The organism is Paenibacillus sp. V4I3 (genome assembly GCF_030817215.1).
Lineage (GTDB): Bacteria > Bacillota > Bacilli > Paenibacillales > NBRC-103111 > Paenibacillus_E.
The window spans coordinates 392,545-408,161 of sequence record NZ_JAUSZA010000001.1; the positions used below are offsets into that span (position 1 = coordinate 392,545).

Consider the following 15,617-nt stretch of genomic DNA (forward strand, 5'->3'; position numbering starts at 1 on the left):
TTTTCATATTTAAGGCGAAATAGGGAGGTGTTTTGTGACAGATACGGTTTCAAAATCAAACTTTCTTTGTGGATATCTTTATCTGTGGATATGTTGACATTGTGCATGAAAGTTATACACAACGGGACTTTTTACCCTGTGGAATTGTGGATAATTATGTGGATAAAATTGATCAAAAATATAAAATGAACGGTTTACGCTGTGGGGCTTGGGCGAAATCACATGTCAAAAAAAGCACTGCTCCACCAGAGCCAGCGCTTCTTCTTGTCACCATTTTTCAAACAGATCGACTGCTCTCTAGCCTTACACCCTTATCGAGCTTCAACGCTTCCTCCCAATAGTACCCGGCTAAAGCAATATCGAAGACACCTAAACCCATCGGATTGAAGTAAATGGACTCCTCCGCGGCAACAGCTGCTAATCGATTACGCAGCACAATATCTGCTAACGTTAGAACACCTGATTCCTGTAAATCATTCAGCAGATGCAGTTGTTCGATATCCGTATTTTCACGACACACCTCTCGCCAATCATCTACGATAATAGCCTTCACCTTGGCCACGCTTTCCGGTTTATAATCCCTTAGCGATATATTGAGCAGCAGTGCCCCTTTTGGCGGGGCCTCATCGATATACCTTTTTGCAGCTACGGTACATGTGGCAATTACGTTAGCGTTTCGATAACCGGACCGCCAATCGTTTGTGACTTCAGTAATCCCTTGAACAGCAGCCGGAATCGTGCTTGGATCGACACCCTTCAGATCGCACACAGTCACCCGTTTAATCTTTTCTCCGAATAACGCGATACACATATCTAGATGCAACCGACCAATCGGTCCCCATCCTATTATACTGAGACGCAAATCAGCAGACTGCCTGGCTGCCATATAATGACTTAGCATGACACCGCTAACCGCTGCTGTCCGCAAGCCATTCAGTAAGCCGCTGTGGATAAATGCCAGAGGCTCACCAGTAGTAGGCCTATTTAGAATAATGGTATTATGCGCTCTGGGAAGACCGAGGCGGCTATTGTTTGGAAAGCTTGCAATCCATTTAATTCCCGAGATCTCAATATTTCCTCCTACGAACGCAGGCATCGCTATAATCCGATTTGCCTGATCACGGAATCGTAAGTACGGCTTTAAGGGGTGTACACAGTCACCATTGTCTTTAATGGCAACGACATCCTTGATGATGTCGGTTAACTTCGTCCAATCGATACCGATATCTCGGATATGGTCATCGTGTAAATAAATCATACTCCAGTCTCCCATGCCAGGTACTCGGATTAAAGCCTATCTCTTTCAGCACCCATTCGTCGTTGTATACGGTGTTCAAGTAGCGCTCGCCTCGATCTGGCAAAATGGCGGCACAAACCGCTCCTTCAGGGATACTCCCGCTCATTTTGCGTATTGCAGAAATAACGCCTCCAGAAGAGGCCCCAGCCAAAATAGCTTCACTCTGTACCAAAGCACGGCAGCCTTCCACGCAATCCAAGTCTGAAACGTACATGACAAGGTCCGCTACATCATGCCTGTATAGACCTGGTGTCATTCCAGCGCCGAGCCCTGGGAACCTTCTCGAACCTTTTTCCCCGCCAAAAATGACACTGCCTACCGCATCCACTGCAACAATTTGTGTGGACCACCCACGACTTCGGATATATTCCATACACCCTCGAATCGTTCCGCACGAACTTACACCGCAAAATAAATAGTCGATCAGTCCCAATTGCTCCCCGATTTCTGACATGGTCGTCTCCATATGTGCCTTGGCATTGTCAGGGCTTGCATACTGATTGGTCCAATACGCATTCGGTATTTGTCTAACTAGCTCACTTACTCTCCGAATCCGTGCGGGCAAGAATTCACCGGTCACCGTATCCGGTTCCGTAACTAGATCGATTTCTCCATGAAAGCTGCGGATAATCTGCTTATGCTGCTCGGTTGTGCGGGGATCCACCACACAGATGAATCGCAGTCCCAGATAACAGCACAGCTGCGCAAGACTAATAGCCAAATTACCTGAACTCGATTCCACAATGACGCTGTCGCTGGTAACTTCACCACGCCGTATCGCTTCTCGAAGCATATAGAGTGCTGGCCTATCCTTCGCGCTGCCCCCTGGATTCATCCACTCCATCTTCCCGTAGACTTCGAATGGCTGATCTTTGAACAACCGTCCAAGTCGAATGAGCGGCGTGCCTCCGATCGCTTCCACAATACCCCCTTCAAGCTGCATACGCATTCCCTCCTTCACGTATAAAAGATTTTTTTATTCTTCACGGAGGCGCGGCTTAGCGAATCTTCAAAGGTACCTCCGATAACCTGAATTCCTGCTAATATCCGGGCTCTAATCATCATGCCGATTTCTGGAATGCGATTTTCCACATCAAAGCGAATACTTTCCAGAACCGCTGTTGTTGCATTCGTACTGAACACATATACACGTAATGAATTTCCCGCCACATTCACACGAACACTGGCATTTCCTAAATGACGATAAACGACATCTTCAATGTCGTAGATGCTTATCTTCTCTCCGTGCTTCAGATCAGGCCCTATTCGCTTCACTATACTTTGAAAACTTTGTCTAGGAACACCATCCACCATAATAGGACGCAAATCACGAACAACATCGTAAGTAACGTAACGCAATGCAGGAAACGAGTCTCTTACCGTTGACGTCAGTATTAGCACCTGCTCTTGCTCATCCGTTAGAGGCTCCAAGTCCTCTCCGAGCGACTCCGCGCTGACCCCCTCAGCCAAGAGTCCATCCGCAAACAGATACCTCCTATGTTCGTGTGAAAAGTAAGCAATAGTCCCGATCTCAATAGAACCATACGTATCTGTTATTTGTTCCTCAGCGATGCTGAGCCTTTCAGCTACCCGCTTGATCCAGCCTGGCGCAGCAATTTCCCCAACCAAAATAACATGGCAAATCCCATACGCAGCAGGGTCAACAGAGGCCAGAAGAATGCGATCTAGAATGGACGGCATTGTATACAGCACTTCCGGCCTAAAGCTTGCCAGTCTTTCAATATGCTGCTCAACAGGAAGCTGGAAGGATAATGTTTCAACCTCCATACCCAGTTCGCGGAACACCTCTACAGCCGTCGCCTCCGCGTGTCCAGTACCCATATCCGCCATCGCGGCCCGATACTTGTGTCCATCAAGAATCCTACGGAAAATATCCAGCTTAATGCGCAGGTAAGCCTCTTCATCCGATTTTGAGTAAAAAATCGTTTTTCGCCGTTTGGAACTCGTACCCGATGTCTGATACCGATTCAAATCAGCCCGCTGATGAAAAGGATTATTTTCCGTATAGTAAAACGTCTCTAGAGTAGCTGCTGACATAAGCGGCAGCGCAGTCAACGCCCCACTTTCCTCATCCGACCGCTCTAGATCATGCCCTAGTGGATACCAAGAAAATTGCCGTTTCATCCCATGTATCGTTTCCATAATGCGCATGGAAGGATGGTTCCTCCTCTCCGTTTTCCCCTCATAAACAACCGATAATCCAGACACTGCTAACTACATATCCTATGCGTTTTGTCCTGCCTTAGTTCTTTATTCATAACTTAGTTGTCACAAAACTTGGTCTGGTATTTACACCTATATGCCATTCAATTCATATGTTAAAGGAAATCTATTTTCTCAATAGTGAAGAGGATCCTATCCATGAACAAAACCCGCAAGATCATTGCAAGTAAGCTGATAAAGACTCGAATTGTACTTAGAAATAAGAATTTGCAAAAACATATGCCACCTACTCACCCTTTTAACCAAAAACGGCTATCAGCTATGCTGGCGAGGTACGGAATGATCTATGTCAAACCTGATGCCGGCTCCCTAGGTATAGGCGTGATGCGAGTCGATAAAAAGGGCGGGATTTACCGCTATCAAAGCGGAGTACGAATATTCACCTTTCCAACATTTGAGAAGCTGTTCCAATCCATACAGAGTCGCTGCGGCAGCAAACGTTATCTCATTCAGAAAGGCATTCACGTCTTGAAGCACGAAGGAAACCCTTTCGATTTCCGCGTCATGATTCAAAAAAAACCATCCGGTGGATGGGAATGTACTGGAACAGCTGGGCGTGTTGCTCATCCACGTAAAGCCGTTACCAACGGCAGCCAAGGCGGTACCATTTACAAAGCCGCTGATCTCATTGAACCCAAGCACGGAAGCGAAGCCACGAGCTTGCTTTTGCAAAAGATGGAGCAAATAGCACAGCTAACAGCTGCGCAATTCAGCCGCTCCTATCCTGCCATGAATGAACTCGGAATCGATATCGCTGTCGACCGCAAACTGAAACCATGGATCTTGGAAGTTAATACACGACCTGACCCTTGTCCTTTCACCAAGCTCGAAGATAAAGCGATCATCCGTAAAATCATCACTTATGCCAAAGTCTATGGCAGGCGATACTGTTTGACCTGTTCCAAGGCGAAGAAAGCACCTAAGGGAAACAAATAGTCATACTCAAAAAAGCCCAGTTCCTGCTTTTTAGCAAGAATTGGGCTTTTCAGTCTACTATTAAGATCCCGCGCCGCGGTACCGTTTCACGCCAATATTCCAAACCGTAATACCCAAGATGCTGAAAACAATACCAACAACCGGTGTCAGCAAGGCAAACCACTTCCAATTCTCTGGATCAATGAAATAAGCGGCCGGATAGAAGCCGACGAACGCAAAAGGCAGAATCCACGTCAAGATCGTTCGGAGCAGCTTATTATAAATCGTAGCCGGATATCGTCCATAGTTTTGGATGTTCCAAATCAACGGCAGAATACCTGTCGGCGCATCAGAGAAAAAGGCCAGCGACGTCAGCGAGATGTATACTCCTGCATAAATGAGAATCGATCCAATCACCAGTACAATAAAGACGAGCGGATCATGCCAGTGAAACGGAATCTCGAGCTGAACCCACGAGTAGATCATGACAATCAGACCTGCTAATGCGCTAAATAGTGAAGATGGACTCATGTTTTCGAGCATCAATTGCCATAGATTGTAGGCGGGACGCGTCAGGATACGGTCCATCTCCCCTTTGACAATATAACGTTCACTGAAGCCCCATAAGTTAAAAAAAGTGATGAATATGCCGTATGGAATCATAAAATAACCGTAAATGAACAAAATTTGTTCTTGATTCCAGCCGCCAAGCGATTGTGTTTGCAAAAATACGACGAGAATGAAGAATAGATTTAAACCATTGAACATCAAGTCGGAAAAAACCTCAATCCAGAAATCGGATCGGTAGGTGAGACGCGTTTTCATGTAATTTTTCAAATATTCAACAACTAGGGAGATATAGAACTTCATATGCTAACCCCCCTGTACGAAAAGACGCGTTTTGGATTTAACCCACAGGACATAGATCGGAATAATTAAAAGCAGGAACCACAGCACTTGGACGCCAAGGCTTTGGAATATCGCAGTACCTGTGATTTTTCCTGTGAAAACAGCGCTCGGCAAGTAAGTAATCGCTTGAAAAGGCAGCCACTCTAAGACCGATTTGGACCATCCTGGGAAAAAGGAGATCGGAATAATTAAACCGGAGAACAAGTCGACGGCAACGCGCTTCATGCGCATCAGACCTTCGTTGTTTTCCAAGAAAAAAGCGAATAATCCCGTAATGATATTAAGCTGCGTGTTAATCAGAAAGCTGAAAAACAGCATCACGAAGTAGATAACCCACAGACTTGGATCGGTTGGGAACTCAATCGGCAAGAGAAGCCATATGAAGAACATTCCCGGTGTCGTGAAGAGAAGCAGACGGAATACGCCTTCTCCCAATCCTTGCATCATTTTTACAAAAACGTAGTTATAAGGACGAATAAATTGGATGGCTACACTGCCGTCACGAATTTCACTAGCAATTTCACGATCTAAGTTATTGAAGTAAAAAGCGCGCCCCATCCAGGAAATGGCCACATAAGTCGTCATCTGACCTAACGTCAGGCCGCCAATTATAGCTTGCTCACCATAAATTGCTTTATATACAAAATAATAAGAACCAATATTGAGTGCATAGATCAAAATGCCGCTGTAGTAATTAACACGGTAAGCAAGCATCATGAGAAATCGCATGCGGATAACTTCTAAATAAGCACTAAGCATGGGACGCGACTCCCTCTGGCTGCGGCACTTCTTCTTGACGTTTCACATCGGCTGAGCCGGCTTTATAAATTTCACGGACGATATCATCCGTATTCGTTTCATTGATTTTGATATCTTGAATTTGCAAAACGCCGACTACGCGGCTAAGCACCTCAGAAACATTGGCGCGTTCGTGCGGTATGAACACTTTGGCGGACAGCTCATTTTCAAGCTGCCAAGCAACATCTAGGCCTCGCGTAAGCTCTTGAAGACGAGCTAATGTGGTCGGATGCTCAAATTGCAGCACGACTTCTTTGCCTTTGCCCCATTTCACCTTCAGCTCTTCGAGTCCGCCATCATAAATAATACGGCCATCATCGAGCATGATAACACGGGAACACAATGCTTCAATATCCTGCAAGTCATGCGTTGTAAGCAAAATCGTCGTTTCGTAACGCTGATTAAGCGATTTGAGAAATTCGCGAATTTCTGTTTTCACTACGATATCTAGACCAATAGTCGGTTCATCGAGGAACAGAATCGCTGGGTTATGAATAAGGGAAGCGGCTAACTCACAGCGCATCCGTTGACCTAGACTTAGCTTACGAACGGGACGTGATAACAAATCCGATAATTGTAGACGATCGACGAGCTCGTCGAGACGCTTTTTGTAATCGGCTTCTGATACCCGATACACCTTTTTCAATAGTTGAAACGATTCAACGACACCGATATCCCACCAGAGCTGACTGCGTTGACCGAAAACAACACCGATTCCGGCTACGAATTTCTCACGCTCTTTAAATGGAACGAAACCATTGACCTTGATATGTCCTGATGTAGGTACTAGAATACCCGTCAGCATTTTGATGGTAGTAGACTTGCCAGCTCCATTTTCACCTATATATCCACAAATTTCGCCCTTAGGAATTTGAAAGCTGATGTCTTTCACAGCTGTAATTTGTTTATATTCCCTCTGAAATAAATCTTGGAATGCGCCTTTTAAACCCCCGCGGCTCTGCTGAACTTGAAATTCCTTGCGCAGATCTTGAACATCAATCGCTAACATGAATTTACCCCCTGTCTGTGTAGACTCGGCTACATATAACGGCAAAAATCGCCGTAACTTGCTATCGAAGTTTCATAACCTCTATAATATGGATCATAAAGATGAATTGTACAACACACTCATGATACATGAATTCTGTAAGAAAAAAAAGTACAGATTACCTCTACCTACGAAAGGAGCGCAGAACCTTTGAGAATCATAAAACGAACCTTGCTCCTGATCGGCTTGCTGCTTATGGTGGTAGCTGGTTATTATTCTTATTCTTTCTATAATTTCGCGAACAATATCTCCCATAAATCGGACAATCCACAAGGCAGCGGCACCATGATTGCCCAGAATATTAAAGATAAAGGGGATAAATTCATCCCACCAAAATGGGAAGACAAACAGCGAGTCAACATTTTGCTTCTAGGCGGAGATTCGCGTGGGATGACGAAGAATGAGCTGCCCCGTTCGGACAGTATAATGCTAGCATCGATTGATCCCGTGACCAAGAAGGCTCATCTTTTCTCTATCCTTCGAGATACCTATGTGAAGATCCCAGGCGAAGGTGAAGATCGCATCAACACAGCCATTACATCAGGCGGTCCGAATTTAGCGATGAAAACGGTCAGTGATTTGCTCGGCATCCCTATTCAGTACTATGTTTATACCGACTTTAAAGGATTCATTGCACTCATTGATGCCGTTGGCGGAATTGATATTGACGTCGAGAAAGATATGAAATATTCGGACTCGGAAGATGATCATGTGTATGATATTAATTTAAAAAAAGGGCTTCAGCATCTCGATGGCAAAACGGCTTTGCAGTATGTACGCTTTCGACACGATGCTTTGTCCGACTTCTCGCGTACGGAACGTCAGAGGAAGTTCCTAACTGCGGTCGCGCAAAAAATGCAAACAACCTCTTCCTTAATTAAGCTGCCAAGAATTCTAAATGCCATCGATCCTTATATCGATACGAACCTCAGTGTGACGGATATGCTCAAGCTTGGCGGCCTTGGTTATGAGGCGAAAGCTGACGGAATCGTCAGCTCCCAATTACCGCCAACCGAGCTCCTGATCGAGAAAAACGTCCGCGGCGCCGCTGTCATTACGGCGAACAAAGAGAAGCTGCAGCTATATGTGAAGGACCTTTTTGCAGGGAAGGCTGAGGCTGACGCTGGTCCTACGAAGCCATCACCTTCACCTACACCGAAGTCTGCGGTGAAGACGACGAAGTGATGAGGCGTTGCAGGACGCTCTGGCATAGTGCGAACGGCTGGCTTTACGGATGAGAAACATCCTTATGGTGACTGGACGAAGACTAAGCTAGTTGGTTAGAATTACGAAGTTAATTAATCAATTGAGATTTTATGCCTCTACTTGGCTAGAGGGCTTAGCGCCCTTCGAGTAGGGGCTTTTTGTAAGACCATAAACGACTACATAGCGTAAAGGAATGATTCTTCTCATGGAACGCAAACAATCCGAGCAGTTATATCAAGAAGCACTGAAACATATCGTCGGCGGGGTCAACAGCCCTTCCCGCTCATTTAAAGCTGTTGGCGGCGGCGCGCCCGTCTTCATGAAGCGTGGGCAAGGCGCACACTTCTGGGATGTAGACGGGAATCGCTTCATTGACTACCTTGCCGCCTATGGCCCTATCATTACCGGTCACGCGCATCCGCACGTGACCGAGGCGATTTGCCGCGCCGCACAGAACGGCACGCTGTACGGCACCCCGACCGAACTCGAGATCGAGTTCGCCAAGATGCTGAAGTCGGCGATTCCTTCGCTCGACAAAGTGCGCTTCGTCAACTCCGGCACAGAGGCCGTGATGACGACGATTCGTGTGGCGCGCGCCTTCACGAAGCGCACCAAGATCATTAAGTTTGCCGGGTGCTACCACGGCCACTCGGATCTCGTGCTTGTGGCGGCCGGCTCCGGGCCGTCCACGTTAGGCACGCCGGACAGCGCGGGCGTGCCTGCGAGCATCGCGCAAGAGGTCATTACAGTGCCGTTCAACGACATTCCGGCACTCGAGGCCGCGCTTGCGCGTTGGGGTGAAGAGATTGCCGCGGTGATGGTGGAACCCATCGTCGGGAACTTCGGCATGGTCATGCCCCATGCCGGCTACCTCGAGCAGCTCTGCGCAGCTGCTCACAAGTACAGTGCCCTCGTCATCTACGACGAGGTCATCACGGCGTTCCGCTTCCATTACGGAGCGGCACAGACCTACCCCGGCCTCCCACTTGTGGAGGGCGGCACTTCCGAGGCGGCGGCGCGCTTCGCCGCTGTGGAGCCGGACCTTACAGCCCTCGGCAAAGTGATCGGCGGCGGGCTGCCGATCGGTGCCTATGGGGGCCGCAAGGCCGTGATGGAGCAGGTTGCTCCGCTCGGACCTGCTTATCAAGCCGGCACGATGGCGGGGAACCCCGCCTCCATCTCTGCCGGCATCGCCTGCTTGGAGGTGCTCCAGCAGGCTGGCGTCTACGCCAAGCTCGAGCAGCTTGGGGAAACACTTTCGGTCGGCATCGCCGAATCCGCCGCAAGGCATGGCATCGCATTGACGCTTAATCGCATCGGCGGCGCCTTCTCCACCCACTTCTGTGACCATCCCGTCACGAACTTTGACGAAGCACAGGATACCGACGGCGAACGCTTCGCTGATTTCTTCCGACTTATGCTGGAGCAAGGCATTAACCTCGCTCCGTCCAAATACGAGGCGTGGTTCATGACCATCGCCCATACGGATGACGATATCGCGCAAACGCTCGATGCTGTTGACCAAGCTTTCAAAACCATGAAAACTCGCTAAAATGGCTTCTCATGTGTTATCTGTTACGGGTTTTGTATTGCATGAACCCACCCCGACTTCCATTGGAGGAAATACAATTGAGAGCGCCAAAAAGGGCTCTCAACTCGCTTTATCGCTCCTCAAACGCACAAAAACTCCAAACCTACAGCTTTAAGCGACGTTTCCGCGCTCTCAGCTTTAAAACAATGGAAATATCCAATGAAATCTGAGATTTCACACTTTTTAGGGCACCTCCATTGGATTTCTCCAATAGAACCATTTTAACCCCATGACTAACAGAGGCTCTTGTAGTTGTTGTTGTTGTAGTTGTTGTTGTTGTAGTTGTTGTTGTAGTTGTTGTTGTTGTTGTTGTTTTGGTTTTGGTTTTGGTTTTGGTTTTGGTTTTGGTTTTGGTTGTGGTTCTTTCTCTGTTCTTGCTCTGGCTCTTGATCTAACTCTAGCCTCCATCATTCTCACAATCTCAACGACTTTCACAAGCTTATACAGCTCCAACTTCTACCACTACACGTCCCAGAAACGAACTATGATCCTATATGGATTGTAGTTCGTTCGTATTTTAAGAGTACCCCAAGCCATGAGAAATATGGTTTTATTCACCAGTATGCAAAAAAGGTAACGCTTACATTTGTGATTTCGATCTGCAACTATTGTCGGATGAACTTTTTCATGCTATTCTAAGAGTACTTTTACCCTTTTCGCGAAATGTCTTGTTTTCATAGTATTTTCCTAGAAAGTTAGGGCATGATTTACAAATTCTTTGCCGATTTTTGTGTGTAATGCCTTACTTTAATACAGGTCGATTAGAGCCTCATTTCGGGGAGATTATCTCCTTAAAATTGGTATGCCATTCAATTATATTGCATTTTTATTCATAATCTTGCATATTTCGGTTTTGACTCCTTTGTGGGTAATTCCTTGAAAATGCTAGGGTTGCGGGCTCATCAATGCCAGAATGCAAGAAGCGTAGTGCAAGAGGAGTTTAAATTTGTATGGGAGGTGACGGTCAGGCGACTGACCTGAGCAATGAATGAAATTATGCGTAATGAAGGCCGTTTTCAAGATCTACTAGGCACCGAACACGACAGCTGCGGTATTATTTGTATTATTGAAAAGAATGGTCACCCTTCCCATGATAACATCCAAAAAACGATTGATGCCCTCGTAAAAATGGAACATCGTTCGGGTTTTATCCACGGTGAAGGCGACGGTTGCGGTATTTTAACGGATATTCCACGTGCTCTTTGGGAAAAGAAATTAACAGATGCGGGTCAAGACGGCAAACTTGCCTACGACAACCGTTTTTCTATTGGACATATCTTTGTTCCCCGCAAGCTTGACCTGACCGTTGCTCAGATTCAAGACGGTATCCGCGAGCTCTTTGCTTCCCATGATGTATCCATCATTTTGGAGCAAGAGAATGAAGTGCACAGCAGCGTCCTTGGACCTAACGGCCTAAACGATGAGCCTACTTTCTGGCAAATCGCAGCGATTAGCAACAAAACAGAAGGCCAGGTAGCTGATCACCTTTATGAACTGCATATCGCAATCGAAGATAAATACAACGTTCACGTAGCAACTCTAAGTAATGTAACATCTGCTTACAAAGTGCTTGGAGCGGCAAGTATCCTTCCTAAATACTTCAAAGATACGTGTGATGCTTTATTTGCTTCCCAAGTTACAATCGGTCACAACCGTTATTCCACAAACACCTTGTCCAGCTTCTTCCGTGTACAACCGTTCTCGCTGCTCGGGCACAATGGTGAAATCAACACGATTAAGAAACTTCGTATCGAAGCAGACATGGTTGGTGTTCCGCTCGTAAGCGGCGGTTCTGACTCCCAAGATATGAACAGAACGATTGAAACGTTCATTCATCGCTTTGGCTTGTCTCTTTTTGAAGCGATGGAAATGGTATTTCCTCCTATTATTAATGAAATGAAACAGTTCCGTCCGGAACTTCAAGATCTTTATGTGTACTACCGTCAAGTATGGGGTCATTTTGCCCAAGGTCCTGCGGGTATCGTTTCTCGTTATGGCAACGAATGTATTTTCAGCGTGGATGCGCTTGGTCTTCGTCCGGTATGGATGGTTGAGAGCGATACTTCCTTATACTTCTCCTCGGAGCAGGGTGTTATTACGGTTGGCGAAATGGTCGCTGATCCGAAACCAATTGCACCAGGTGAAAAAGTGGGCGTTGTGCTTACACCAGGTGAACACGTTCAAGTTATTCCTTACCATGAAGTACAAACTTTAGTGTACGAGCGCGCTAGCAAACGTCTGAATATTGGCGGACTTCACAAATATCTGAACCATGTTAAAACAGATACTCAAGCTAAACTTAATGAGAACATTGTAGCGACAGACCAATTGTATAGTGCATTTGGTTGGGATCGTGACGGTATTCAACATATCGAAACGATGTCTGAAACAGGTGCTGAACCTATCCGCTCCCTGGGTCACGATTCACCTCATGCTGCTCTTGCTTGGGAACGCCAGAACGTGCCTGACTTTATTAAAGAAAGCGTAGCTGTTGTTACGAATCCTGCGATTGACCGTGACCGTGAGATGGAGCATTTCTCCACCCGCATCATTGCCGGCACTCGGACTCCTGTTTATGCACAAGTAGATAACAACCTGCGTCTTGAGCTTCTGGCACCACTTGTACTCGAAGGTACGAATGGCGTAGATAGCGAAGAGCACCTGTCACAACCTTCTTATGAGCAATTGTTGGCCCTGTTCCGTGCACAAGGAGATAACGCTGTAGCCGTGCTTTCCAGTACTTTCGCTCGTGGAACTTCTCTGAGTGATGGCTTGGATGCTCTAGCTGCTGCTGCGATCGCTGCTGCCCGCAATGGTGCTGCACTGATAGTTCTTGACGATGCAGAAGCTCATCAAAATGACCGTTTGTGGCTGGAACCGCATCTTGCCATTTCCAAAATCGATATCGCACTTCGTGCGGAAAAACTCGGTTTCGGCGACAACTTGCGCCGCCATGTTACTTTAATCCTGCGTTCCGCTGCGATTCGCAGCTTGCATGATATCGCTGTAGCTTGCGGTCTTGGCGCAGACGTAATCTCACCATACCTGTTGTTCTCAACGGCATCTGATAAAGAAGGCCATGCTGCAGCAGCACGTAAAGTGTATGCAGCACTGACTAAAGGTCTAGAGAAAGTTATTTCCACGATCGGTACTCATGAGCTTCGCGGTTACACACGTTTCTTCTCCTCCATCGGCTTCCATCCGGAAGTTGCTGAAGTATTAGATATCGTGAACTACCTCGGTAGCGAAAAAGCGGGAACTGGCTTTGCCCAGCTCGAAGCTGATGCCGAATTACGTTATACAGACTATACAAATCCAAAAGCAAAAGCAGCGAAAAACTTCCGTTTCTTCCAACGTATGTGGAAAGCACTAGGCGACGCCGCTTCAGGCGCTGCTCCTTATAGCGACTACCGCGACAAGCTGCGTGAAGAAGAGAAGAAGAACCCAATTTCCATTCGTCACATTGCTGGATTCAACATTGACAAAGCACTAAGCGAAGGCCGTAAGGCACTCGATCCGTCACAAGTTGATATCTCCATTGGCGGTCATTCCTTGCCGATGCTGATTTCTTCGATGTCATTTGGTTCACAAAATGAAACAGCTTTCCGTGCCTACGCTGAAGCCGGCGAACGCCTGAACATGGTTACCATGAACGGCGAGGGCGGAGAGATTAAAGATATGCTCGGCCGTTACAAAAAAACGCGCGGTGCGCAAGTCGCATCCGGACGTTTCGGTGTTAACGTAGAATTAGCTAACGCGGTCGCTTTCCTTGAGATCAAAATCGGTCAAGGGGCTAAACCGGGCGAAGGCGGTCACTTGCCAGGATCCAAAGTAACAGCGAAAATCGCTGCTGCTCGTAATGCAACGATTGGTTCTGACCTGATCTCCCCTTCTAACAACCATGACATCTACTCGATCGAGGATTTGGCGCAAATCATTTCCGAGCTTAAAGAGGGTAGCGGTCGTAAAGCGAAAATTATCGTTAAAATCCCGGTTGTACCAGGTATCGGTACGATTGCGGTTGGTGTAGCGAAAGCAGGCGCTGACGTTATCACGCTTTCCGGTTTTGACGGCGGTACAGGTGCGGCTCGTATTCACTCCTTGACACACGTTGGTCTTCCAACAGAGATCGGTACGAAGCTTGCTCACGTTGCTTTGATTGAAGCTGGTCTTCGTCACCGCGTTGAGCTGTGGTCCGATGGCGGTCTGAAATCAGGCTCTGACGTTGTTAAAATGGTTATGCTCGGTGCGAACCGTGCAGGTTTCGGTAGTATCGCGATGCAATCGATCGGCTGTACAACTTGCCGCGGCTGTCATTTAGATACTTGTCACGTTGGTATTGCTACACAAATCGATTCCATGGAAGAAGCGGAAGAAAAAGGTCTTCGCCGTTTCGTACCTCGTCAATTCGATGTAGCTGTAGACAGCTTGGTTCGTTTGTTTGGTGGTATTGGTGAAGAAGTACGTGAAGTCGTTGCTTCCCTTGGTTTCAAAAGCTTACAAGAACTCGTTGGCCGTTCCGATCTATTGGAACAAATCAGCCACGTAGATCGTATTGATTTATCCGATATCCTTCGTCCAGCTCCGCTGCAGTTCATCTCTGCTGCTGAAAGAGCTATCGATGAAGCAGCTGTATCATCCGATATCCGTATCGCGGCTGGTGCTGAAGGTCAAGAATTCTTCCCGGATTCCTTGGCTCTGGATGCTCCAATCGTACGTAACTGGTCCAAAGTGGATGCCGAGTCCCGTATTCTAGGAGCTCGTTACTCCAGCCATCGCGTAAGAGATCGCTTCGACGGAAGCTACGATGCATTACCGACAGTTACATTGAACTTCATTGATGGTTCCGTACCAGGAAACGGTTTGGCTGCCTTCAATGCTCGCGGCGTAGATATTACCGTTCATGGCGGCGCTGAAGACGGTCTTGGTAAAATGGCCTTCGGTGGTAAAGTCGCTATCGTTAAAGCACTTGGCAAAAACAATACCTTCATCAACGGCAGCGTTGGTAAATCGTTCGGTTACGGCGCGCAAAAAGGTTTGTTCTTAATCCAAGGCAGCGCAGATACTCGTGCATGTATCCGTTTCTCCGGTGCTGACGTTGTATTCGGCGGCGAAATTACGACACCACTTCAAGATGAACTAGGCGGACTTGCCGCTCGTGCAAACCTTAAAGGCTTCGCATTTGAGTACATGACAAACGGCCGTGCCGTTGTTATGGGCGATCCAGGTCCATGGATCTGTGCAGGGATGACAGGTGGCGTAATCTACCAACGTCTTGTACCAGAAATGGGTCTAGATCAAGCAGCAATCGAACGGCGTATCGCGAAAGGCGCCAAAGTGAAACTTGAAGCCATTGGCGTACAAAGCAAAAAAGATCTTACCGAATTGCTTACAGCTTACCACGCTGAGCTTGCTAACTCCGGCCAAACCGAAGCAGCAGCTAAAATCGAAGGTTTGCTCAGCAATCTTGAAGCTAACTTCATCCGGATCTCCCCGGTCAACATGCAAGCTGACCAATCCGTTGCTACGGAATAGATCATTCAAAAAGCTCTACAGGACCTTCGCTGGTCTTGTGGAGCTTTTTTCATGGAAAGAGTTTGCATCGGGTG

The 15,617-nt window shown here is 47.2% G+C and carries 11 protein-coding genes; 4 read left to right on the plus strand and 7 right to left on the minus strand.

What is annotated here, in order from left to right; genetic code table 11:
* Nucleotides 1–277: 277 nt before the first annotated feature.
* The 3 genes from QFZ77_RS01905 to QFZ77_RS01915 are packed head-to-tail and all read right to left on the minus strand — an operon-like array spanning nucleotide 278 to nucleotide 3,469.
* Entirely contained in the window at nucleotides 278–1,258 is a 981-nt protein-coding gene (locus QFZ77_RS01905; protein ID WP_307435352.1) for a 2,3-diaminopropionate biosynthesis protein SbnB, read from the minus strand.
* On the minus strand, nucleotides 1,239–2,240 hold the full coding sequence (sbnA, locus tag QFZ77_RS01910; RefSeq protein WP_307435354.1) for a 2,3-diaminopropionate biosynthesis protein SbnA: 1,002 nt from the start codon (nucleotides 2,238–2,240) through the stop codon (nucleotides 1,239–1,241). Before sbnA ends, QFZ77_RS01905 begins: the two co-directional genes overlap by 20 nt.
* 14 nt (nucleotides 2,241–2,254) lie before the next feature.
* A complete protein-coding gene (locus QFZ77_RS01915; protein ID WP_307435358.1) occupies nucleotides 2,255–3,469 on the minus strand; it encodes a phenylacetate--CoA ligase family protein in 1,215 nt (404 codons plus the stop codon).
* A gap of 210 nt (nucleotides 3,470–3,679) precedes the next feature.
* Between QFZ77_RS01915 and QFZ77_RS01920 the strand changes: the two genes are divergently transcribed.
* Nucleotides 3,680–4,477: a YheC/YheD family protein gene (locus QFZ77_RS01920; RefSeq protein ID WP_307435362.1), complete on the plus strand. Its 798-nt coding sequence runs from the start codon at nucleotides 3,680–3,682 to the stop codon at nucleotides 4,475–4,477.
* Nucleotides 4,478–4,537: 60 nt separating this feature from the next.
* On the opposite strand, the gene QFZ77_RS01925 is transcribed toward QFZ77_RS01920, so the two are convergent.
* Genes QFZ77_RS01925 through QFZ77_RS01935 form a run of 3 tightly spaced genes read right to left on the minus strand, consistent with a single transcriptional unit; the run spans nucleotide 4,538 to nucleotide 7,172 of the window.
* Entirely contained in the window at nucleotides 4,538–5,326 is a 789-nt protein-coding gene (locus tag QFZ77_RS01925) for an ABC transporter permease (RefSeq protein WP_307435366.1), read from the minus strand.
* A gap of 3 nt (nucleotides 5,327–5,329) precedes the next feature.
* Nucleotides 5,330–6,124, minus strand: a complete 795-nt coding sequence (locus QFZ77_RS01930; RefSeq protein WP_307435369.1) for an ABC transporter permease — start codon at nucleotides 6,122–6,124, stop codon at nucleotides 5,330–5,332.
* Nucleotides 6,117–7,172, minus strand: coding sequence for an ABC transporter ATP-binding protein (locus QFZ77_RS01935; protein WP_171641283.1), 1,056 nt, complete (start codon nucleotides 7,170–7,172; stop codon nucleotides 6,117–6,119). Before QFZ77_RS01935 ends, QFZ77_RS01930 begins: the two co-directional genes overlap by 8 nt.
* 234 nt (nucleotides 7,173–7,406) lie before the next feature.
* Between QFZ77_RS01935 and QFZ77_RS01940 the strand changes: the two genes are divergently transcribed.
* Complete coding sequence (locus tag QFZ77_RS01940) at nucleotides 7,407–8,396, plus strand: LCP family protein (protein ID WP_307449178.1); 990 nt, start codon at nucleotides 7,407–7,409, stop codon at nucleotides 8,394–8,396.
* Nucleotides 8,397–8,622: 226 nt separating this feature from the next.
* Nucleotides 8,623–9,969, plus strand: coding sequence for a glutamate-1-semialdehyde 2,1-aminomutase (locus tag QFZ77_RS01945; protein WP_307435374.1), 1,347 nt, complete (start codon nucleotides 8,623–8,625; stop codon nucleotides 9,967–9,969).
* A 222-nt stretch (nucleotides 9,970–10,191) separates the two neighbouring features.
* On the opposite strand, the gene QFZ77_RS01950 is transcribed toward QFZ77_RS01945, so the two are convergent.
* The gene (locus QFZ77_RS01950) at nucleotides 10,192–10,443 is read right to left on the minus strand and encodes a hypothetical protein (RefSeq protein ID WP_307435376.1); all 252 of its coding nucleotides are present in this window, start codon (nucleotides 10,441–10,443) and stop codon (nucleotides 10,192–10,194) included.
* 549 nt (nucleotides 10,444–10,992) lie between these two features.
* Between QFZ77_RS01950 and QFZ77_RS01955 the strand changes: the two genes are divergently transcribed.
* Complete coding sequence (locus tag QFZ77_RS01955; RefSeq protein ID WP_307435381.1) at nucleotides 10,993–15,543, plus strand: glutamate synthase-related protein; 4,551 nt, start codon at nucleotides 10,993–10,995, stop codon at nucleotides 15,541–15,543.
* Nucleotides 15,544–15,617: the final 74 nt, after the last annotated feature.

What these genes read in the sequence shown, in the direction of transcription:
- QFZ77_RS01905 (WP_307435352.1), bottom strand. Translation starts at nt 1,258, where the DNA reads ATGATTTATTTACACGATGACCATATCCGAGATATCGGTATCGATTGG.
- sbnA (WP_307435354.1), bottom strand. Translation starts at nt 2,240, where the DNA reads ATGCAGCTTGAAGGGGGTATTGTGGAAGCGATCGGAGGCACGCCGCTC.
- QFZ77_RS01915 (WP_307435358.1), bottom strand. Translation starts at nt 3,469, where the DNA reads ATGCGCATTATGGAAACGATACATGGGATGAAACGGCAATTTTCTTGG.
- QFZ77_RS01920 (WP_307435362.1), top strand. Translation starts at nt 3,680, where the DNA reads ATGAACAAAACCCGCAAGATCATTGCAAGTAAGCTGATAAAGACTCGA.
- QFZ77_RS01925 (WP_307435366.1), bottom strand. Translation starts at nt 5,326, where the DNA reads ATGAAGTTCTATATCTCCCTAGTTGTTGAATATTTGAAAAATTACATG.
- QFZ77_RS01930 (WP_307435369.1), bottom strand. Translation starts at nt 6,124, where the DNA reads ATGCTTAGTGCTTATTTAGAAGTTATCCGCATGCGATTTCTCATGATG.
- QFZ77_RS01935 (WP_171641283.1), bottom strand. Translation starts at nt 7,172, where the DNA reads ATGTTAGCGATTGATGTTCAAGATCTGCGCAAGGAATTTCAAGTTCAG.
- QFZ77_RS01940 (WP_307449178.1), top strand. Translation starts at nt 7,407, where the DNA reads ATGGTGGTAGCTGGTTATTATTCTTATTCTTTCTATAATTTCGCGAAC.
- QFZ77_RS01945 (WP_307435374.1), top strand. Translation starts at nt 8,623, where the DNA reads ATGGAACGCAAACAATCCGAGCAGTTATATCAAGAAGCACTGAAACAT.
- QFZ77_RS01955 (WP_307435381.1), top strand. Translation starts at nt 10,993, where the DNA reads ATGAATGAAATTATGCGTAATGAAGGCCGTTTTCAAGATCTACTAGGC.